The following is a 20,145-nucleotide window of genomic DNA, read 5'->3' as shown; positions in this document are numbered from 1 at the left end:
TTTCCTCAAGCCAAATTCACAACAGGAGACTCTCGTCTGTCCTGCTGCGCTGAATGTTGGAACCATGCCAACTCGTGATGCAGATTGACCACTTCGCCAATCACTAACAGCGCCGGAGTGGGGGCGTTTCGTGCCAGTTCTTCAAGTTGGTCTAACGTGCCGATCAGCACCTGCTGGTCCTGGCGAGTGCCACGGCCAATCACTGCTGCCGGCGTGGCCGGATCGCGCCCGTGGGCCATCAGCTGGCTGGCAATGTCACCTGCCGCCATGGTGCCCATATAGATAGCCAGCGTCTGACGAGCCCGGGCCAGCGATGGCCAGTCCGTGCCCTGCCCATCTGCACGGCAGTGGCCGGTGACAAACAGGACGCTCTGAGCATGATCGCGGTGTGTCAGCGGAATACCCGCGTAGGCAGTCGCCCCGGACGCCGCGGTTACGCCCGGCACCACCTGGAAAGGGATGCCGGCCGCCACTGCCGCCTGAAGCTCTTCTCCACCCCGCCCGAAAATAAACGGGTCTCCCCCTTTCAGGCGCACCACACGTTTGCCTTTTTTCGCCAGCGCCACCAGCATCTGGTTGATCTCTTCCTGCGGCACGCTGTGCGCATTAGCCCGCTTGCCCACACAGATGCGGTCGGCATCGCGGCGTACCAGGTCAAGGATTTCATCGCTGACCAGGTGGTCGTAGAGCACCACATCGGCCAGCTGCATCACCTGCAGCCCGCGCAGCGTCAGCAGGCCACTGTCTCCAGGCCCGGCCCCGACGAGGATAATCTCACCCTGCGGGGCTTCCGGGTCGGTCAGCTGCTGGTCAAGGGTGCGTTTGGCCCCCTCAACGTTGCCGGATGCCACCTGATTGGCAAATAAGCCGTTAAACGCTTTTTCCCAAAAACGACGGCGATCGGTCATTTTGTTAAAACGCGCTTTGACCTTCCCACGCCACTGTCCGGCAATTTCCGCCATCTGCCCGAGGTTAGCCGGCAGCAGCGACTCCAGTTTTTCACGCAGCAACCGTGCCAGCACCGGGGCCGTTCCGCTGGAGGAGATCGCCACCACCAGCGGGGAGCGATCGACAATAGAAGGAAAGATAAAGGAACATTTCGGCTGGTCATCAACCACGTTGGCCAGCAGATGGCGTTCAGTGGCATCCAGATACACCTGGCCATTGAGTTCGCCATCATCGGTGGCGGCGATCACCAGAAAGACCGTATCCAGCTGCGCAGGCTGATAATCCTTCGCCAGCCATTCGATGCTGCCGCTGCCATGCAGCGTGGCGAGCTCCTCACACAGATGGTGTGACACGACCTGCACGCGGGCGCCAGCGCGGCGCAGCAGTTCGATTTTGCGTGCAGCGACATCGCCACCGCCAACCACCAGCACGGGCTTGTGTCTGATGTCGGCAAAAAGAGGGAGATAATCCACGGGAACCCTGTCTATATCACTATTGTTAAAGGGACTATACGTCCCGCCCTTGAAGCTTATGAAATTACTAATTGGAATGAGTAGTTACTGAATGGAATAACGACCCGGTAAAGCTGCGAACAAAATGTGCTTAACGGATGATATTTCGCACCTTTCAGAGAGAATGAAATTGTCTAAAACACCGCATGATTTCATACTGTCTGCGCAAAAAAAATCGCACATTTCGTTACAGGATAACGAATTAAGGAACCTTCAATGTTGACCCTTATGCGCCTGGGGACGTTGGCAGCACTATTTATTTGCAGCATGAGTCTGTCTGCGAATGCCGCCAGCATGAAGACCGGCAGCATCGCTGAACAGCAGTTACGCCATATTGCCACCTACTTTCCCGGCCGCATGGCAGGCAGCCCGGCCGATATGCTGACCGCGGACTATCTGCAGCAGCAGTTTACCGCTCTCGGCTATCAGACGAACCAGCGTCGTTTCACCACCCGCTATGCCTATCAGCATCAGGCAGGCGACCAGACGTGGCGTAACGTCAATGCCACCTCGGTGATTGCCGCGCGCGAAGGTAAGGTTGCCCGGCAGATCGTGATCGTCGCTCACAGCGACAGCTGGACACCGCACAACGATAACGAGACGCAGCTCAATCTTGGCGGCCTGACCAATCAGGGCGTCGACGATAACGCCTCAGGGCTGGGCGTCATGCTGGAGCTGGCACAACGTCTCAGCAGTCAGCCGTTGCACTATAGCCTGCGCTTCGTGGCTCTGAGCGGCGAAGAGATTGGGCAGCAGGGCAGCGAAGACTATGTGTCACGCATGACCCCCGAAGAGAAGCGCAATACGCTGCTGGTGATTAACCTCGACAGTCTGGTCGTGGGTAGCCACCTTACCTTTATTAGCGGCCCCCAGACGCCAAAGGCCGTGGTCCGCCAGACCCGCGATCGCGCTCTGTCGCTGGCACGTCACCTGGGGATCAGCGCGACGACGCAGACCGCGAAAGACGAAGGGCCGTTTGACCGCGCCGGTTTCCCGCTGCTGTCGGTCAGGGCCAGCGATGCACCCGGCAGCAAGCTGTCACGCACGGTCGCGCTGCACTTCCCGCTGGCCCTGCGCCACCAGGCACAGCGCGATAATCTGGCCTATATTGACCACTGGCTGCCTGGCCGCATTACCCGTCGCGCACATGATTCCGTCGCCGTACTGCTGCCGCTGATCCGTGAACTGGCTAACCCTTAATCTCTGGAGTCATCCATGTACATTGTTTTTCTCACCTACACCCGCCCGATGGAAGACGTGGAAGCCCTGCTGGAGCCACACGTGGCGTGGATCAATCGTTACTTTACCGCCGGTGCATTTATCAGCGCAGGACGTAAAGATCCGCGCACCGGTGGGATGATCATGGTGAAAGAGATGGACAGGAAACAGCTGGATGCCATTCTGGCGGAAGATCCTTTCCAGAAAGTCGCCCGCTACGAGGTGACAAAAGTGAATATCACCCGTTCTGCCGACAAGTTTGCGGCACTGACCGGGATCTGATGTCGAACCAATGGGGAATGTTTGCCGGTTCACTGGCCGACCGGAAAAGAAGGTCGGCCACCACAGAGGGTTGAAGCAGCCAGGCGGCCACAGCTATTTTCGTAAAAACCTAATCTACTCGTGCAGCCCGCACTCACGCTTCAGGCCGAAGAAACGGGTCTCTTCCTCTGCCATCCCCGGTTCCCATTTGCGCGTCGTGTGTGTATCCCCCACCGAGAGATAGCCCTGCTCCCACAGCGGATGATAGCTCAGGCCATGTTCCTGCAGATACTGATACACCTGACGGTTGTCCCAGTCGATAATCGGCAGCAGCTTGAAGACGCCCTTCTTGATCGCCAGCACCGGCAGATGCGCCCGGCTACCAGACTGATCGCGGCGCAGCCCGGCAAACCATGTCTGCGCTTTCAGCGTCGCCAGTGCGCGGTTCATCGGTTCAACCTTGTTGATCTGGTTGTAGCGCTCAATCCCCTCCACGCCCTGCTCCCACAGCTTGCCATAACGCGCTTCCTGCCACGCGGGGCTGTGCGCTGCGCGGAACACCTGTAAGTTAAGATCCAGCTTCTCCGTCAGCTGATCAATAAACTGATAGGTTTCCGGGAACAGATACCCGGTATCGGTGAGGATCACCGGGATATCTGGCTTCTGACGCGCCACCAGATGCAGACTTACTGCCGCCTGAATACCAAAACTGGAGGTCAGCACGGCTTCACCCGGCAGATTTTCCAGCCCCCAGATCACCCGATCCTCGGCGGAAAGTTTATCCAGCATGTTATTGATTTCAGCGAGCGCCATAATGCGCTCCACCTTTGGTAAGTCGTTCAGTGCAGTGAGATCGAGAACGGCCATATTACACCTCCATCATTCCCAGAAATCGCGGGCCGGATCGAGTACCGGTCTGATAATACCGGTACGGATGGTGAAATCACCGAAGCCTTCATCTGCTTCGCGCTCTTTCGCCCAGCGGCCAATCAGTTCGTCCAGGGTCGCCAGGATCTGCTCTTCGTTGATATTTTCGCTGTGCATCCGCGGGATGCGCGTACCGATGCGGTTGCCTCCGAGATGAAGGTTATAACGCCCCGGAGCCTTACCCACCAGCCCCACCTCAGCCAGCAGCGCACGGCCGCAGCCGTTCGGGCAGCCGGTGACGCGCAGGACAATGTGCTCATCTCCCACCCCGTGGGCGGTCATGATGCCCTCCACACGCGTGACAAATTCCGGCAGGAAGCGTTCGGCTTCGGCCATCGCCAGCGGGCAGGTGGGGAAGGACACGCAGGCCATGGAGTTTTCGCGCTGGTGGCTGACGTTTTCCATCAGACCATGCGACACCGCCAGCTGTTCGATAGTCGCCTTTTCAGACTCCGGTACGCCTGCGACAATCAGGTTCTGATTGGCTGTTAAGCGGAAATCGCCCTGATGAATTTTGGCAATTTCAGCCAGACCGGTTTTCAACGGCCGGCCCGGATAGTCCAGCAGGCGGCCGTTTTCAATAAACAGCGTCAGGTGCCATTTATTATCAATGCCTTTAACCCAGCCAAAGCGATCGCCACGGGTAGTAAATTCATATGGACGGGTCGGTTCAAAGGTGATGCCGGCGCGACGCTCCACTTCCGCCTTAAAGACCTCCGGCCCCACGCGCTCCAGCGTGTATTTGGTTTTAGCATTCTTACGGTCAGTACGGTTACCCCAGTCGCGCTGGGTGGTCACCACTGCAGCAGCAACATCCAGGATCTTATCAACCGGCAGATAGCCGAACTCTGATGCCGTGCGCGCATAGGTCGCTTTATTGCCGTGGTCAATCGACAGGCCCCCGCCCACCAGCAGGTTAAAGCCGACCAGCTTGCCGTTTTCAGCAATGGCAATAAAATTCAGGTCATTGGCATGCAGGTCGACGTCGTTATGCGGCGGCACCACCACAGTCGTTTTAAACTTGCGCGGCAGGTAAGTTTCACCGAGGATCGGCTCGACGTCGGTGGTGGCGACCTTTTCCTGGTCCAGCCAGATTTCAGCATATGCACGGGTCTGCGGCAGCAGGTGCTCAGAGAGTTTTTTCGCCCACTCATACGCTTCCTGGTGCAGTTCAGACTCAATCGGGTTTGAGCTGCAGAGCACGTTACGGTTAACGTCGTTCGCCGTTGCCAGCGCATCCAGCCCGACTTCATGCAGCATCTGGTGCGCCGGTTTCACGTTGCCTTTCAGAATGCCGTGAAACTGGAAGGTCTGGCGGTTAGTCAGGCGGATACTGCCGTAAATGGTGTTATCAGCGGCAAACTTATCGATAGCCAGCCACTGCGTCGGCGTCATGATCCCGCCCGGCAGACGGCAACGCAGCATCATCGCATGGCGCGCCTCCAGCTTCTGCTCTGCACGTTCAGCACGAATGTCGCGGTCATCCTGCTGATACATACCGTGAAAACGGATCAGCAGGAAGTTATCGCCGTTAAAGCCGCCGGTCAGCCCGTCATGCAGGTCTTCGGCAATGCCGCCGCGCAGATAGTTACTCTCTTTCTTCAGGCGCTCGGCGTCGACCAGCTTACCTTCAACGACCAGCGGCCCAGGGTATTTTTCATTGCTCATTAGTACACATCTCGCTGATAACGGCGCTCAATGCGCAGCTCACTTAAAAACTCATCGGCCGATTCAATGTCCATTGCACCAAATTCAGCTACCACTTCCAGTAATGCCTGTTCAACGTCTTTTGCCATGCGATTGGCATCACCGCAGACATAAATATGGGCACCCTCTTCTATCCAGCGCCACAGCTCCGCCCCTTTAGCGCGGATTTTATCCTGCACGTAAATTTTGTGTTTCTGGTCACGCGACCAGGCCAGATCGATATGCGTCAGCAGGCCGTCTTTGACATAGCGCTGCCACTCGACCTGGTAAAGAAAATCTTCGGTAAAGTGCGGATTGCCGAAGAACAGCCAGTTTTTACCCCCGGCCCCTTCGTTGTCGCGCTGCTGCATAAATGCGCGGAACGGTGCAATACCGGTACCCGGCCCAATCATAATCACCGGCGTTTCCGGGCTGGCAGGCAGGCGGAAGTTATCATTATGTTCAATGAAGATGCGCACCCCGTCGTCCTCCTGCAGCCTGTCGGCCAGATAGCTGGAGGCACCGCCGGCACGGGCACGACCTTCAATCTCGTAGCGCACCGCCCCCACGGTGATATGGACTTCGGTTTCATTTTCCGCCTGCGATGAAGCGATAGAGTAAAGGCGCGGCGTCAGCGGGCGCAGCAGCCCGGTGAGCTGTTCCGCGTTCAGTTCCGTAGGGGCATAACGCACCATATCCACAATAGGGGTGTTCTGCGCATACTGTTGCAGTCTGGCTTTCTCTTCCGTCTCCGCCAGCAGCGCTTCATTACGGGAAAGCCTGGCATAGTGTTCAACAATCTGCGGCGTATTGACCGTCAGTTCGTAATGTTTTTGCAGCGCTTCCGCCAGCGGCAGCGTACTACCGTCAACGGTGACTGGCTCATCACCTTTCAGCCACAGCAGCCCCAGCAGCTCCTGAACCAGCAGTGGGTCATTTTCATACCACACGCCCAGAGCATCACCCGGCTGGTAGCGCAGACCGGAATCACCGAGATCAATTTCAATATGCCGCACGTCTTTATCGGAGTCGCGGCCGGTAATTTTCTGGTTAACGGCAAAACTGGCGGTCAGGGGCGCTTCTTTGCTGTAAGGACTGCTGTGGATCTCATTCACGCTGCCCGTCGCGGCGGCAGTCATCTGGAGGGCGCTGGCGTCCGGCACACGGGCCTTCAGCACCTCAACGATCTGTTTGCGCCAGGCTTCTGCCTGCGCGGCATACTCCACGTCGGCATCAACGCGCTCCAGCAGACGCTCACCGCCCAGTTCCGCCAGCTTGCTGTCGAAATCTTTACTGGCCTGGCTGAAGAATTCGTAAGAGGTGTCCCCCAGACCAAACACCGCAAACGCACAACCGTCCATTTTCGGCGCTTTTTTCGACATCAGGAACTTATGCAGTGCCACGGCTTCTTCCGGCGGCTCGCCCTCACCCTGCGTGGAGGTCACCACCACCAGCAGTTTTTCCTGACCGATCTGCTTAAATTTGTAGTCACCGGCATTGACCAGGTTAACGTTCAGCTTTTCGCCCAGCAGATCGTCGCGCAATTGTTCGGCCAGGCGACGCGCGTTGCCGGTCTGCGATGCGGAAAGAAGCGTAATGGCAGGCACCTCAACCGCCGGTGCGCTGGCGACCGTCGCACCAGGCGCCTGATTGACCATGCCCCAGAAGTAACCGGAAAGCCATGCCAGCTGAGTGGGTGAATAATCACCGGTGGCTGCCTGCAAGCGGGCAAGCTGTTCCGGATTAAGGGGAAGCATGTTTGGGGGTGCCTGAGTCGTCATTACGTTGAAAAGTCCAAGGTCGGAGATCTATAAACAACAGGGTAAGGGCAAGCATAATAACCCTTAAATAAGGGTTGGAAATAATAAATAACCAAAATGACTAAGCGGTTTTTCGGGTAAGGGTTAGCGACAAAACAGGTTGATTATTACTATTATTTTCAATGAATTACAAACCACACACTTTTCAGGTGCTTCCGGTTATGTCGTTTAGCCGGGAAACGGGTGCGAAAAAAGCGGTTTTCCGGTATCCTGCGGCGGTTTTATTGATGAAGACTGAGACTGTCACTATGGCTACTACGCTGTTTAAAGATTTTCAATTCGAAGCCGCACACCATCTGCCGAATGTGCCGGAAGGGCACAAATGCGGTCGCCTGCACGGGCACTCCTTTATGGTTCGTCTGGAAATTACTGGCGAAGTGGATGCGCATACCGGCTGGGTGATGGACTTTTCCGAGATCAAAGCGGCGTTCAAGCCGATCTACGATCGTCTGGATCACTACTATCTTAACGATATTCCCGGCCTTGAGAACCCGACCAGCGAAGTGCTGGCTGCATGGATCTGGCAGCAGATGAAACCGGTACTGCCGTTGCTAAGCGCCGTAATGGTGAAAGAAACCTGCACCGCCGGTTGCGTCTATCGCGGATAAGAACCAGGAGGCTCGCGGCATTCGCGGGCCTTTTTACTTTAGTGGTTTCGCTTTATTGCCACGTTAAAAAAGCATATTCCATCCGAATCTATGGTAGTACTGCAAGATATAAGCGTCTTTTTCTGCCCCGTGATAATCTCTCGCCATAAAATAAAATAGCAGTAATCGTGTCTCAGGACAGGTGCAACATGCCCTCATGGTTAAGTCTGGCAATTGATTCATTCTGGCCGATGCTGTATGCCGGCGTCACCTTCACTATTCCATTAACACTTATTTCATTTGCACTAGGTTTATCGCTGGGCTTTATTGTGGCCCTGGCTCGACTATATGGCCCGAAGCCATTGCAGTACATTGTTCGCTTTTATGTCTGGCTTATTCGCGGCACCCCGTTACTGGTTCAGCTTTTCCTTATTTTCTATGCCCTGCCCGGGGTGGGCATTACGCTGGATGCCTTCCCGGCAGCCGTTATTGGCTTTACCCTGAACATCGGGGCCTATACCTCCGAAGTGATACGCGCCACGCTGCTCTCGGTGCCGAAAGGCCAGTGGGAAGCCGCACACTCGATCAGCATGAGCTGGGCCCAGGCACTGCGTCGTATCATTATCCCGCAGGCAGCGCGAATTGCCGTTCCGCCATTGTCCAACACCTTTATTTCTCTGGTGAAAGACACGTCGCTGGCCTCGGTGATTACCGTACCTGAAATGTTTCTGGCGGCACAGCGTATTGCAGCGGTGACCTATCAGCCCTTAATTCTGTATACCGAAGCCGCCATTATCTATTTACTGATCAGCTCAGTATTATCGGCGTTACAGACCCGACTGGAAAATAAGCTCGCCAATAATGGCGCAGTAAAGGTAAGAGATAATGATAAAATTATCCAACATTGATAAACAGTTCGATGGCAACCCGGTATTAAAGAAGATTAACCTGACCATTAATGAAGGCAGCGTCACCGCCCTCATCGGCCCTTCCGGCAGTGGCAAAAGCACCTTATTGCGCTGCATTAATTTGCTGGAAATCCCGCAGGCAGGGGAACTGACCATCGGCCATGAGCACATCGTTTTTACCGGCAGTACCCGCCCGGGCCGTAAAGATATTCGCCGTATCTGCCAGCAAACCGGCATGGTATTTCAAAACTTCCAGCTGTTTCCTCATCTGACGGTGATAGAAAACATTATGGAAGGCCTGGTAACCGTCCATAAGCAGCCCGTTCAGCAGGCGCGGCAGCGGGCAGAAGCCCTGCTGGAAAAGGTGGGGATGGGCCATAAACGCGATGCCCTGCCCGGCACGCTGTCAGGGGGTCAACAACAGCGTGTGGCCATTGCCCGGGCGCTGGCTCCCTCGCCTAAAGTGCTGCTGTGTGATGAACCGACCTCGGCGCTGGATCCCGAACTGTCGCTGGAAGTGGTGGCGGTACTGAAACAGCTGGCGAAAGAAGGAATGACCATGCTGATGGCCACCCACGACCTGCGGCTGGCAGCAAATATTGCCAATAACGTGGTGTTTCTGGAAGCGGGCGAGATCGTCGAGACGGGCACCTCCCGTGACCTGTTTACCCGAGCAGAAAAGCCCCGAACCAAAGCGTTTATTTCCACCCTGACAGACACCCTGCCCGATTCATGGGAAATATAATTAAAGACCTCATCACAGACTGCATTCAGGAGTTATGACATGAAAAAGATAGCCACACTGTTATTCGCCGGACTGATTCAGCTCGGTTTTTCTTCTGCTGCACTGGCAGAAAACGATCTGGCAAAAATCCAGTCGGCAGGCGTGCTGAAAATCGGCACAGAGGGCACCTACCCGCCGTTTACCTACCATGATGCGTCCGGGGCTCTGACCGGTTTTGATGTCGATATCGGTCGCGAGGTCGCAAAGCGACTGAAGGTGAAAGCGGAGTTTGTTGAAGGTAAATGGGACGGGCTGATTGCCGGGCTGGATGCTAAACGCTACGAGGCAGTCATTAATCAGGTTTCCATCACCCCGGAACGCCAGCAAAAGTTTGATTTCTCTGCGCCGTATATCGCCTCTAAAGGCGTGCTGATTGTGCGCAGTGATAACGACACCATTAAGACCTTCGCGGACTTGAAAGGGAAAAAATCTGCCCACACGCTGACCAGCAACTATGCTCAGCTGGCCCGCAGCTTTGGTGCGGAGATCGTCGGGACGGATGGCTTTAACCAGTCGGTCGATCTGGTGGCCAGCGGCCGCGCAGATGCAACCATTAACGATAATCTGTCATACCTCGACTTCAAAAAGCACAAGCCAGAGGCAAAAGTAAAAATTGCTGCCACCCAGAGTGACGCCGAACATTCCGGTATTCTGCTGCGCAAAGGTAATCCGGAGCTGAAGGCTGCCATTGATAAGGCGCTGACCGAAATGAAAGATGACGGCACCTATCAGCGCATTTCTCAGCACTACTTTGCCGCTGACGTTTCGAAGTAATTGATGTTTACCCTCCGCAGGGAATACCCTGCGGAACCCCCTCCGTCCGTCACGCATCACGCCCGTCAGGGCGCTGTACCGCTCAGTCGTCGTCCCGCGTCTTCTCCAGCAAACCACTCCACCAGAAAATCCAGCAGGGCGCGCAGGCGCGCTGACTGATACTGCCGGGAGGCATAAATGGCATACACCCCCAGTTCATCCAGCCGGTAATCGGACAGGAGTGCCACCAGTTCACCGCTGGCAAGAAAAGGCTGCGCGCTGTACACCGGCTGCATGGAAATACCAGCACCAGCCAGCGTCGCTGCCAGCAGCATCACCGAATCATTACCGCTCAGATTGCCACTGACGGCCACCGCCTCCTTCTCCTGACGACGGGTAAAGTGCCACAGGCTTTTACCAAAGTGAGAGTAGGCAAGGCAGTTGTGATGAACCAGATCCTGCGGCACCATCGGGATCCCCGCCCGCGCCAGATACGCCGGCGTCGCACAGATCACCGACCGGCAGCGGTGCAGCGGCCGGGCAATCAGGTTCGGTTCCAGCTGGGCCGTAATACGCAGGGCCAGATCGATGCGCTCTTCCACCAGGTTAACCCGCTGATTACTGATGTGCAGGTCGATACGCACCAGGGGGTAACGCTGCTGAAAGTCGGTCAGCGCCGCCATCAGCACGCTCTGCCCCAGCGACAGCGAGCAGGAGACCCGCAGCAGGCCGGACAGCGCTTCCCCTTCAGGCTGGTTGCTGAGTTCAATTTCGGCGGCCAGCGCCATCATCTGCTGGCAGCGGGCCAGCGCATGTTCTCCGGCCGGTGTCAGGCTCAGACGCCGCGTGCTGCGGTGCAGAAGGCGTGCGCCAGCCCAGCTCTCCATCTGGCTGAGATAGCGCGTGACCATCGCGCGTGAGATATCCAGGGTTTGCGCCGCCGCCGACAGGCTGCCGCGCTGGACAATGGTAATAAAGACCTTCGCCGCCGTGATGCGATCCATAATCTGTCCGATATATGCAACAATCTGTTGCCTGATAGTCGGTTTATCTGCTGTATTTTGCAACCTACACTGATGTCTTTCCCGTAATCAGGTAGCTCATCATGAAAACCCGTCTGACGTTCCTGCTGGCCATGACCGCCAGCGCACCGTTGTATGCCGCAGAAACGCTGAATCTGGAGGTCTATAACCCGGGCGAAGCCAGCATGTTCGCCGTCTCCAGCGAAATCATCTCCGGCCCGCATGAGGTGGTGCTGATCGATGCCCAGTTCCAGCGTAATGACGCTGAAGCCCTGGTGAAGCGCATCAAAGCCACCGGCAAGCGGCTGACCACGGTCTTTATCAGCCAGTCCGATCCGGATTTTTACTTTGGCCTGGAGACCATTAAGCAGGCATTCCCGCAGGCAAAAATTCTCGCCACGGCGGCTACGGTTGATCTGATTAAGCAATCGAAAGACGGTAAGCTGGCGTTCTGGGGTCCAAAAATGGGGGCGAATGCGCCACAGTCGCTGGTAGTGCCTGAGGTATTAACCGGCAACAGTTTCCGTGTCGATGGTGAAACCATCGAGGTGAAAGGCATTGACGGCCCGCAGCCGCAGAATACGTATCTGTGGGTGCCCGCGCTGAAAACGGTGATGGGCGGCGTGGTGGTGTATGGCAATAATATCCACGTCTGGATGGCTGACGCCCAGACGCCTGCTGAACGTTCCGCATGGCAGCAGAAGCTGGAAGCGATTCAGGCTCTGAAGCCGGTGCGCGTGGTGCCGGGACATTTCCTGCCGGGCGCAGCCGAGACGCTGGCGTCAGTTCATTTCACCCAACAGTATCTGAAAACCGCTGAGGCCGTGCTGGCTGAAAGTCAGGATGCCGCCAGCTATACGGCCGCGATGAAAACCCGGTATCCGGCACTGAAGGAAGCCTCAAGTCTGGAGCTGAGTGCAAAAGTGCTGAAAGGCGAGATGAAGTGGCCGCAGTAAGCGGATAACAGGGCGTAGCGGGTCGGCCTTTATCTGGCCGCACCGCTATCCGAGCCCTCAGGCGATATTCAGATACTTGTGCGTCTGCATCGACAGCCGCCAGTTGCGCGCGATACAGGTTTCAATACAGAGTTTCGTCGCATCCGCCTTCTGGCTGATAGGCTGCAGCGCGATAATCCGCGCTTTATCATCACTCAGGGTCGCCAGCAACGCATCCAGCGCATCCACGTCGCGCTGACGCGCCACCGGATGCTTGACCTCATCTGCCCGCACCAGCGCCTGGTTCAGCACGTCATAGCCGCCACGCATGTTCACCTTGGGCGACACGGTCACCCAGGTGTCCGGTGTACAGCGCACTTCGTGGGTGCCGCTGGTTTCGATCTGGCAGCCGAAGCCCTGCTGCTGAAGGGCGGCGGTCAGCGGGGTCAGATCGTGAATGCAGGGCTCACCGCCGGTGATGACAATATGCTTTGCCGTCCAGCCGTGCTGGCGGATCACGTCGATTAACGCCTGCGCATCGGCCGCCCCCCAGGCATCGGTTTCCACGGTTTTCAGCAGGATATCTCCCAGCGATGTCTCCCGATCGGCCAGCTTATCCCAGGTATGCTTGGTATCACACCAGCTGCAGCCCACCGGGCATCCCTGCAGGCGGATAAAAATTGCCGGAACGCCGGTATAAAGACCTTCGCCCTGCAACGTCTGGAACATTTCATTTATCGGGTACTGCATTAACATCTCGACTGGTGGCTAAAATACGGGCGCAGATTATGGCAGATTGACAGAAGAAGACCAAACAAAGCGTGCCAGTCATTGCACTGGGGTTGACCGCCGCCCTGAAAAGGCGACGGTCAGACAGATCTAGAACGTTTCCCAGTGACCCTCATTCTGCACGGTGACGTTACGCGGTGCGGCCAGGCGGGGCGTTTTCAACGCTGGCGCGACATGACGGATCGCTGCAGCGTTCTGTGAGCCGATTTTAAACACCGCCACAGCCTGAGACAGCAGGCTGGCCTGCTCTTCCAGCGAAGCCGATGCCGCTGCCGACTCCTGCACCAGCGCGGCGTTCTGCTGGGTGACCCGATCCATTTCGGTCACCGCCAGGCCAATCTGGTCGATACCCCGGCTCTGTTCATCCGAGGCAGAGGAAATTTCCCCCATAATATCGGTGACGCGGACCACCGCACTGACGATGTCCGTCATGGTGTCCCCCGCCGTCGCAACCTGCTGCGAACCGGCGTCGACGCGGTTAACGGAGTCCTCGATCAGCGTTTTAATTTCTTTGGCGGCCTGTGCGCTGCGCTGGGCAAGGTTACGTACTTCCCCGGCGACCACGGCAAAACCGCGACCCTGCTCACCGGCCCGTGCCGCTTCCACTGCCGCATTGAGCGCCAGAATATTGGTCTGGAAGGCGATGCCGTCGATCACGCTGGTGATATCGGCAATCTTCTTCGAGCTGCCGGCGATCTCCTGCATGGTTTTCACCACCCCGTCGACCACCCGGCCTCCTTTCGCCGCCGTCTCCGAGGCATTTTTGGCCAGCTGGGACGCCTGACGGGCATTTTCTGCGTTTTGCTTCACGGTGGCAGTCAACTCTTCCATACTCGCCGCCGTTTGCTCCAGAGAAGCCGCCTGCTGCTCGGTACGGGAAGAGAGGTCGTTGTTACCCTGCGAAATTTCACTGGCTCCGGTGTAGATGGCATTGGAACTGTCGCGCACGTTACCCACAGTGGCGACGAGCGACTGCTGCATCTGTGTCAGGTTACTGGCCAGCAGCCCCATTTCACTGCGTCCGTCCACCACAAGGGTTTCAGAAAGATCACCGGCGGCGATGCGCTGGATATGCACCAGCAGCTGTTTCAGCGGCGTCAGCAGGACACGTTTGATCACCACCCAGACCGAAGCAACCAGCACCAGCAGCACCAGAATTACCGCGCCCAGCGTCCATACCATATGGCTGTAGCCTTCGTGGTTATCCGTGACCCCGACTGCCAGCAGTTTACTGTTCTGCTCCCGCCAGCCGTCATAATTTTTTTCCAGGTCATCCTGCGCTTTCTGCGCTTCCAGATTACCGTAGGCCTCGTAATTATTTGCGCCCAGGAACTGGATGGACTGCTTCATGGTGTCAAACATCAGCTGATAGCTGCTGACGATGGCCTCATCCAGCGCCGGGTTTTGCCCGTCGACCGTGGGATAACTTTTATAGCGGGCAAAATGCTGTCCAGCGTCGTCCAGCGTTTCCGTCGCCTGGCCCAGCAGCTTTTCTATTGCCGCCATGGACGCAGGATCGGTCTGCTTTTTGAGGATACGGATTGCGACCCGGTTAATGGTCACACGTGTTTTGACCAGTGTCTGCCAGGCATCACTCAGCTGTCCCTGCTGTTCGGTCAAAATACTGGCACGGGTGAAGTTGGCCTTGTCCTGGCTGATGGCATTAAAGGAGAGCGCGCTGGAGACGAGCAATAACGCGCTGAAAACGATCAGCATGATAACGATGCTGGTGACGACTTTTATATTCTTAAGCATGGTGCGCACTCTGTCATGGGGTTAGCCCGGTAACAGCTAATATCGGTACAAAGTGCGCTTTACTTTAAATAATTACAAAACCCCGTGAGCGGCCATTTTCTGGCCGCCCGCATTGATAAGTTACATAAACCTTTTCTCGTGCATCTGCACCATCGCCTGCTTCGCGACGTCCTTCGCCCCACTGAGGGTAAAGTGTCCGTAGTCATTCGAGGTCGGATGGCCGTCAGAGGCCAGGCCACGGCAAACGTTCCCCGGACAGACTATCGAATAGACCGATATATAAGGCGTCCCCTGCTGCGCCATGGCCGCCCGCATTCGGGCATCCGTCCCTCTGACCTCTTTTTTAATCGAGGATGCCACCAAATCTTTGCGCCCGTCCGTCTGGTACGCCAGCAGGTCGGGCAGCGCCTCCGTGTACTCGACAGTAGGCCCCATCACAATGATATTGTCAGAGCGCGACTTCAGATGGTCAAGGGTGGCGCGCAGCGGAGCAATATCCTCCGGTGCCCAACGTGCCGAAATAATAATGCCGTCAATGTGATGCCCGGGGATCCACTCATCGTAGACGTAATCGACCAGTCTGGTGCAGGGATTACGCAGATCCTGTTTGTAGAGCGGCTTACAGCCCGCTGAGGTTGCCTGGATCACATTCACCCCCTCGCCCGCAGCCAGACTGACGGCACGCCACAGATGGGCAGCGTGGCTGTCGCCGATCATCACGTAGTTCTTCGCCGTACTGGAAGTCTTCAGGCAGAATTCACGGTTAAAGGGCTTGTCCTCTTCGTTTTTCCCATCCACAAAGCACTGGCCCCGGCGGTACTGGTAGTCAAACTCAGGCATTTTGCTGTATTCGGAATACTGCGCCAGCGCCAGCGCTTCCGCTGAAAACTGCCCCGAGCTGTTACTGATATGCCCTTTATACACCGCACCGCTGGCCATCACTGCCAGACCCATGACCGATGCCGTCACAATACGCCCCGGCGATACCCAGGCAAGACGGTAACGGAAGGGGATCTCAATCAGATAGCGTGAGGCAACGGCAAGACCGAAAGTCAGAGCCAGGATCACCAGCTCACGTACTCCGGGTTCGATGTTAAAGAACATACGCGAGTAGACAATAATCGGCCAGTGCCACAGATACAGGCAGTAGGAGATCATACCGATGTACACCACCGGCTTCAGCGCCAGCAGACGCGAGACCACCGACTGCTGGCCCGCAAGGATAATCAGGAAGCTGCCGAGGCAGGGATAGAGCGCATTCCACGCCGGGAACGGCAGAGTGGTATCCAGCCACAGGAAGCCAAACAGAATCAACCCCAGCCCGGCCAGACTCATGCCGTGTTTCAGCGCGGCACTGTAGTGAGCTGTTTTCGCCTCCAGCCCGGCGATAGCGATAATCCCACCGAGCGCCAGTTCCCAGGCGCGGGTCGGCAGCATATAGAAGGTAAAGGTCGGCTTGCGTGTCACGCCGTATATACTCAGCAGCAGTGACCCGGCAATCACCAGCAGCATCACCTGCGTGGTGCGGTGGCGGAAGAGTCGGATCACCAGCAGCAGCACGACCGGGAAGAGGATATAGAACTGTTCCTCCACCGCCAGCGACCAGGTGTGCAGCAGCGGTTTCAGATCGGCCGGCCCGTCAAAATAGCCCGTGGTCTTCCAGAAAAAGATATTCGAGACAGACAGCAGCGCCGCCAGCGCGCTGTTGCTCAGGTCGGTGAACTGCGCAGGCAGCAGATGGTAGTAGCCAAAGATCATTGTCGCCAGCAGCACGACAAACAGCGGCGGCAGAATGCGCAGGCAGCGGCGCTTATAAAAATCCAGCCAGGAGAAATTATCGCTGATGGCGCTGTTATAAATGATGCCGCAGATCAGATAGCCGGAAATAACAAAGAAGATATCCACGCCGGTAAACCCACCGGGTATCCCCCCGATCCCCATGTGGTAAGCGATAACGGGTAGCACGGCGAGTGCGCGAAGCCCGTCAACATCAGCACGGTATTTCATATTTCCTGATCCTGATTACAAATAGTGACCAGGAATTTACACAAAATAACCGCATAAAACGCCCCGTAACAGATAACCAGGATTTTTCCGCATCAGGCAAAATTCAGTTAACGCTTTGAAAAATAAAAATAAACAAAAAAAAGCCCCGTCCGGAGACGGGGCTTTTCAGATTATCCTCAGCCGGATGAGCGGCTCAGAAAATCAGCAGCTTACTGACCTTTAACTTCTTTCAGGCCATTGAACGGCGCACGGTTGCCCAGCGCTTCTTCAATACGGATCAGCTGGTTGTACTTAGCAACACGGTCAGAACGGCTCATCGAACCGGTTTTGATCTGGCCCGCTGCAGTACCTACCGCCAGGTCAGCGATAGTGGCATCTTCGGTTTCACCTGAACGGTGAGAGATCACCGCAGTGTAGCCCGCATCTTTTGCCATTTTGATCGCAGCCAGGGTTTCGGTCAGAGAACCGATCTGGTTGAATTTGATCAGGATGGAGTTAGCGATGCCTTTATCGATACCTTCTTTCAGGATCTTGGTGTTGGTAACGAACAGGTCGTCGCCCACCAGCTGGATTTTGTCGCCCAGCACTTCGGTCTGGTATTTGAAGCCAGCCCAGTCAGATTCGTCCAGACCGTCTTCGATAGAGACGATTGGGTACTGTTTGGTCAGGTCTTCAAGGAAGTGAGTGAACTCTTCAGACGTGAAGGCTTTGTTGCCTTCGCCAGCCAGCACATATTTGCCGTCTTTGTAGAATTCAGAGGCTGCACAGTCCATCGCCAGGGTGATGTCTTTACCCAGAACGTAGCCCGCTTCTTTTACCGCTTCAGCGATAACAGCCAGTGCTTCGGCGTTAGAACCCAGGTTTGGCGCGTAGCCACCTTCGTCACCAACCGCAGTACCCATACCTTTAGACTTCAGCACTTTTGCCAGGGTGTGGAACACTTCAGAACCCATACGAACCGCTTCTTTCAGCGTTTTCGCGCCAACTGGCTGGATCATGAATTCCTGGATATCGACGTTGTTGTCGGCGTGCTCGCCGCCGTTGATGATGTTCATCATTGGCAGTGGCATAGAGAACTTGCCTGGGGTGCCGTTCAGTTCAGCGATGTGCTCGTACAGTGGCATGCCTTTCGCTGCCGCTGCGGCTTTCGCTGCCGCCAGAGAAACGGCCAGGATGGCGTTAGCACCAAACTGTGATTTGTTCTCAGTACCGTCCAGATCGATCATGATCTTATCGATGTTGGCCTGGTCTTTCGCGTCTTTACCGGTGACCGCGTCAGCGATTGGACCGTTAACTGCGGCAACCGCTTTGGTCACGCCTTTACCCAGGAAACGAGATTTGTCACCGTCACGCAGTTCCAGCGCTTCGCGGGAACCAGTAGAAGCCCCTGATGGCGCTGCTGCCAGACCAACAAAGCCGCCTTCAAGGTGAACTTCAGCTTCAACGGTCGGGTTTCCACGGGAGTCGATGATTTCACGACCGATGACTTTTACGATTTTGGACATTAGTTTTTCCTCAGTACAAGTTAGCTTAAACTTAGACGCACCTCTTGAAGCCATGCGGTTTCAAGAGGTTATGAAAACACTTATTTTGCCAAACGCTTCTGGTACTCGCTGGCGGCTTTAACAAAGCCACTGAACAGCGGGTGCCCGTCTCGGGGTGTTGAGGTGAATTCCGGATGGAACTGACACGCAACAAACCAGGGGTGGTCAGGAAGCTCAATGATCTCCACCAGCTGGTCATCCCCTGAGCGGCCTGCCACACGTAAACCAGCCGCTTCAATCTGCTTCAATAGCATATTGTTGACTTCATAACGATGACGGTGACGCTCAACGATAGTGTCAGAGCCATACAGCTTCTGCACCAGGCTGTTTTCGGTCAGTTGGCACTGCTGGCTGCCCAGACGCATGGTCCCGCCCAGATCGCTCTGTTCAGAACGCTGCTCAACGTTGCCGTCTTCGTCACGCCATTCGGTGATCAGCGCGACAACCGGGTACTTACAGTCAGGGACGAACTCGGTTGAGTTCGCGCCCGGCATGTTCGCCACGTTGCGGGCAAACTCCATCAACGCCACCTGCATTCCCAGGCAAATACCCAGGTAAGGGATGTTGTTTTCGCGGGCGTACTGCGCGGTCATCAGTTTACCTTCCACGCCGCGATAGCCGAAACCGCCAGGAATAAGGATAGCATCCAGATTCTTCAGCACTTCAACACCACGGGTTTCGACATCCTGAGAGTCAATAAGTTTGATATTGACGGTCACGCGATTTTTCAGGCCGCCGTGCTTCAGGGCTTCAATCACGGACTTATAGGCATCCGGCAGCTCGACATATTTGCCGACCATCCCGATGGTGACTTCACCTCCGGGGTTAGCTTCTTCATAAATCACCTGCTCCCACTCGGCCAGATTGGCTTCCGGGGCATTCAGGTTGAAGCGCTTGCAGATGTAGTCATCCAGGCCCTGCGATTTCAGCATGCCCGGGATTTTATAAATGGAGTCAACGTCTTTCAGCGAGATAACCGCTTTTTCAGGCACGTTACAGAACAGGGCAATTTTCGCACGCTCATTTGCCGGAACGGCACGGTCTGAACGGCAAATCAGCACATCTGGCTGAATACCGATAGAGAGCAGTTCTTTCACCGAGTGCTGAGTAGGCTTGGTTTTCACTTCGCCCGCTGCTGCCATGTACGGCACCAGCGTCAGGTGCATGTAGATCGTGTGCTCACGGCCCACGTCTACCGCCATCTGGCGGATCGCCTCAAGGAACGGCAGGGATTCGATGTCACCCACGGTGCCACCAATTTCCACCAGCACCACATCGTGGCCTTCGCCGCCTTCGATGATACGTTCTTTGATAGCATTGGTAATGTGTGGGATCACCTGAATGGTCGCGCCCAGGTAGTCACCGCGACGTTCTTTGCGCAGCACTTCTGAGTAGATTCGACCTGTGGTGAAGTTGTTACGGCGGCTCATCTTAGTACGGATGAAACGCTCGTAGTGGCCAAGATCCAGATCGGTCTCCGCCCCGTCATCGGTGACGAAGACTTCACCGTGCTGGGTGGGACTCATGGTACCTGGATCCACGTTAATGTACGGGTCCAGCTTCATGATGGTCACGTTAAGACCACGCGCTTCAAGGATAGCGGCCAGGGAAGCTGCGGCAATGCCTTTACCCAGAGAGGAAACGACCCCGCCGGTCACAAATATATAGTTCGTTGTCATGCTGAACCTG

17 protein-coding genes are annotated in these 20,145 nt (G+C 56.0%); 7 read left to right on the top strand and 10 right to left on the bottom strand.

Annotated elements, in window-relative coordinates; all coding sequences use genetic code 11:
* Positions 1 to 5: 5 nt before the first annotated feature.
* Positions 6 to 1,421, bottom strand: a complete 1,416-nt coding sequence (gene cysG, locus ACZ3HG_RS10050) for a siroheme synthase CysG (protein WP_465332767.1) — start codon at positions 1,419 to 1,421, stop codon at positions 6 to 8.
* 255 nt (positions 1,422 to 1,676) lie between these two features.
* Here cysG and ACZ3HG_RS10045 point away from each other — a divergent pair, with 255 nt between their 5' ends.
* Both ACZ3HG_RS10045 and ACZ3HG_RS10040 read left to right on the top strand, forming a co-directional pair.
* Positions 1,677 to 2,660 (top strand): aminopeptidase, encoded by a 984-nt coding sequence (locus ACZ3HG_RS10045; protein ID WP_465332766.1) that lies wholly within the window; start codon positions 1,677 to 1,679, stop codon positions 2,658 to 2,660.
* Positions 2,661 to 2,675: 15 nt separating this feature from the next.
* Complete coding sequence (locus ACZ3HG_RS10040) at positions 2,676 to 2,960, top strand: YciI family protein (RefSeq protein WP_465332765.1); 285 nt, start codon at positions 2,676 to 2,678, stop codon at positions 2,958 to 2,960.
* 114 nt (positions 2,961 to 3,074) lie between these two features.
* Here the strand turns inward: ACZ3HG_RS10040 and ACZ3HG_RS10035 are convergent, their stop codons facing one another.
* Genes ACZ3HG_RS10035 through cysJ form a run of 3 tightly spaced genes read right to left on the bottom strand, consistent with a single transcriptional unit; the run spans position 3,075 to position 7,333 of the window.
* A complete protein-coding gene (locus ACZ3HG_RS10035; RefSeq protein ID WP_191936224.1) occupies positions 3,075 to 3,806 on the bottom strand; it encodes a phosphoadenylyl-sulfate reductase in 732 nt (243 codons plus the stop codon).
* 12 nt (positions 3,807 to 3,818) lie between these two features.
* Positions 3,819 to 5,534, bottom strand: coding sequence for an assimilatory sulfite reductase (NADPH) hemoprotein subunit (gene cysI, locus ACZ3HG_RS10030; RefSeq protein WP_187509528.1), 1,716 nt, complete (start codon positions 5,532 to 5,534; stop codon positions 3,819 to 3,821).
* On the bottom strand, positions 5,534 to 7,333 hold the full coding sequence (gene cysJ, locus ACZ3HG_RS10025; RefSeq protein ID WP_191936225.1) for an NADPH-dependent assimilatory sulfite reductase flavoprotein subunit: 1,800 nt from the start codon (positions 7,331 to 7,333) through the stop codon (positions 5,534 to 5,536). Before cysJ ends, cysI begins: the two co-directional genes overlap by 1 nt.
* A 287-nt stretch (positions 7,334 to 7,620) precedes the next feature.
* Between cysJ and queD the strand changes: the two genes are divergently transcribed.
* From queD to ACZ3HG_RS10005, 4 genes are all read left to right on the top strand, one after another.
* Positions 7,621 to 7,980 (top strand): 6-carboxytetrahydropterin synthase QueD, encoded by a 360-nt coding sequence (queD, locus tag ACZ3HG_RS10020; protein ID WP_191934059.1) that lies wholly within the window; start codon positions 7,621 to 7,623, stop codon positions 7,978 to 7,980.
* A gap of 188 nt (positions 7,981 to 8,168) precedes the next feature.
* On the top strand, positions 8,169 to 8,867 hold the full coding sequence (locus ACZ3HG_RS10015) for an amino acid ABC transporter permease (protein WP_191933975.1): 699 nt from the start codon (positions 8,169 to 8,171) through the stop codon (positions 8,865 to 8,867).
* Positions 8,845 to 9,612 (top strand): amino acid ABC transporter ATP-binding protein, encoded by a 768-nt coding sequence (locus ACZ3HG_RS10010; RefSeq protein ID WP_191933974.1) that lies wholly within the window; start codon positions 8,845 to 8,847, stop codon positions 9,610 to 9,612. Before ACZ3HG_RS10015 ends, ACZ3HG_RS10010 begins: the two co-directional genes overlap by 23 nt.
* A gap of 39 nt (positions 9,613 to 9,651) precedes the next feature.
* The gene (locus tag ACZ3HG_RS10005; protein WP_191933973.1) at positions 9,652 to 10,425 is read left to right on the top strand and encodes an amino acid ABC transporter substrate-binding protein; all 774 of its coding nucleotides are present in this window, start codon (positions 9,652 to 9,654) and stop codon (positions 10,423 to 10,425) included.
* Positions 10,426 to 10,490: 65 nt separating this feature from the next.
* Here ACZ3HG_RS10005 and ACZ3HG_RS10000 read toward each other — a convergent pair whose 3' ends face one another.
* Positions 10,491 to 11,408, bottom strand: a complete 918-nt coding sequence (locus ACZ3HG_RS10000) for a LysR family transcriptional regulator (protein WP_465332764.1) — start codon at positions 11,406 to 11,408, stop codon at positions 10,491 to 10,493.
* Positions 11,409 to 11,509: 101 nt separating this feature from the next.
* On the opposite strand from ACZ3HG_RS10000, the gene ACZ3HG_RS09995 reads away from it, so the two are divergent.
* Positions 11,510 to 12,382, top strand: a complete 873-nt coding sequence (locus tag ACZ3HG_RS09995) for an MBL fold metallo-hydrolase (RefSeq protein WP_118663327.1) — start codon at positions 11,510 to 11,512, stop codon at positions 12,380 to 12,382.
* Between the two features lie 57 nt (positions 12,383 to 12,439).
* On the opposite strand, the gene queE is transcribed toward ACZ3HG_RS09995, so the two are convergent.
* From queE to pyrG, 5 genes are all read right to left on the bottom strand, one after another.
* Positions 12,440 to 13,111, bottom strand: a complete 672-nt coding sequence (gene queE, locus ACZ3HG_RS09990) for a 7-carboxy-7-deazaguanine synthase QueE (RefSeq protein ID WP_118663325.1) — start codon at positions 13,109 to 13,111, stop codon at positions 12,440 to 12,442.
* 129 nt (positions 13,112 to 13,240) lie between these two features.
* Complete coding sequence (locus ACZ3HG_RS09985) at positions 13,241 to 14,905, bottom strand: methyl-accepting chemotaxis protein (RefSeq protein ID WP_191927654.1); 1,665 nt, start codon at positions 14,903 to 14,905, stop codon at positions 13,241 to 13,243.
* 120 nt (positions 14,906 to 15,025) lie between these two features.
* Complete coding sequence (locus ACZ3HG_RS09980) at positions 15,026 to 16,912, bottom strand: acyltransferase family protein (protein ID WP_465332763.1); 1,887 nt, start codon at positions 16,910 to 16,912, stop codon at positions 15,026 to 15,028.
* 209 nt (positions 16,913 to 17,121) lie between these two features.
* Positions 17,122 to 18,417 carry a phosphopyruvate hydratase gene (gene eno / locus ACZ3HG_RS09975; protein ID WP_062744221.1) on the bottom strand — a complete coding sequence of 432 codons (1,296 nt, stop codon included), beginning with the start codon at positions 18,415 to 18,417 and terminating at the stop codon, positions 17,122 to 17,124.
* An 80-nt stretch (positions 18,418 to 18,497) separates the two neighbouring features.
* Positions 18,498 to 20,135, bottom strand: a complete 1,638-nt coding sequence (gene pyrG, locus ACZ3HG_RS09970) for a glutamine hydrolyzing CTP synthase (RefSeq protein WP_191933968.1) — start codon at positions 20,133 to 20,135, stop codon at positions 18,498 to 18,500.
* Positions 20,136 to 20,145: the final 10 nt, after the last annotated feature.

This window comes from Erwinia sp. PME.40.26/001 (assembly GCF_055556675.1).
This window is presented reverse-complemented; position numbering and strand designations above follow the sequence as displayed.

Bases quoted from the DNA above. Each gene is read 5' to 3' on its own strand.
- pyrG (WP_191933968.1), bottom strand. From the start codon at position 20,135: ATGACAACGAACTATATATTTGTGACCGGCGGGGTCGTTTCCTCTCTG.
- eno (WP_062744221.1), bottom strand. From the start codon at position 18,417: ATGTCCAAAATCGTAAAAGTCATCGGTCGTGAAATCATCGACTCCCGT.
- ACZ3HG_RS10040 (WP_465332765.1), top strand. From the start codon at position 2,676: ATGTACATTGTTTTTCTCACCTACACCCGCCCGATGGAAGACGTGGAA.
- ACZ3HG_RS10000 (WP_465332764.1), bottom strand. From the start codon at position 11,408: ATGGATCGCATCACGGCGGCGAAGGTCTTTATTACCATTGTCCAGCGC.
- ACZ3HG_RS10005 (WP_191933973.1), top strand. From the start codon at position 9,652: ATGAAAAAGATAGCCACACTGTTATTCGCCGGACTGATTCAGCTCGGT.
- queD (WP_191934059.1), top strand. From the start codon at position 7,621: ATGGCTACTACGCTGTTTAAAGATTTTCAATTCGAAGCCGCACACCAT.
- ACZ3HG_RS10035 (WP_191936224.1), bottom strand. From the start codon at position 3,806: ATGGCCGTTCTCGATCTCACTGCACTGAACGACTTACCAAAGGTGGAG.
- ACZ3HG_RS10015 (WP_191933975.1), top strand. From the start codon at position 8,169: ATGCCCTCATGGTTAAGTCTGGCAATTGATTCATTCTGGCCGATGCTG.
- queE (WP_118663325.1), bottom strand. From the start codon at position 13,111: ATGCAGTACCCGATAAATGAAATGTTCCAGACGTTGCAGGGCGAAGGT.
- ACZ3HG_RS09980 (WP_465332763.1), bottom strand. From the start codon at position 16,912: ATGAAATACCGTGCTGATGTTGACGGGCTTCGCGCACTCGCCGTGCTA.
- ACZ3HG_RS10010 (WP_191933974.1), top strand. From the start codon at position 8,845: ATGATAAAATTATCCAACATTGATAAACAGTTCGATGGCAACCCGGTA.
- cysJ (WP_191936225.1), bottom strand. From the start codon at position 7,333: ATGACGACTCAGGCACCCCCAAACATGCTTCCCCTTAATCCGGAACAG.
- ACZ3HG_RS09995 (WP_118663327.1), top strand. From the start codon at position 11,510: ATGAAAACCCGTCTGACGTTCCTGCTGGCCATGACCGCCAGCGCACCG.
- cysI (WP_187509528.1), bottom strand. From the start codon at position 5,534: ATGAGCAATGAAAAATACCCTGGGCCGCTGGTCGTTGAAGGTAAGCTG.
- ACZ3HG_RS10045 (WP_465332766.1), top strand. From the start codon at position 1,677: ATGTTGACCCTTATGCGCCTGGGGACGTTGGCAGCACTATTTATTTGC.
- ACZ3HG_RS09985 (WP_191927654.1), bottom strand. From the start codon at position 14,905: ATGCTTAAGAATATAAAAGTCGTCACCAGCATCGTTATCATGCTGATC.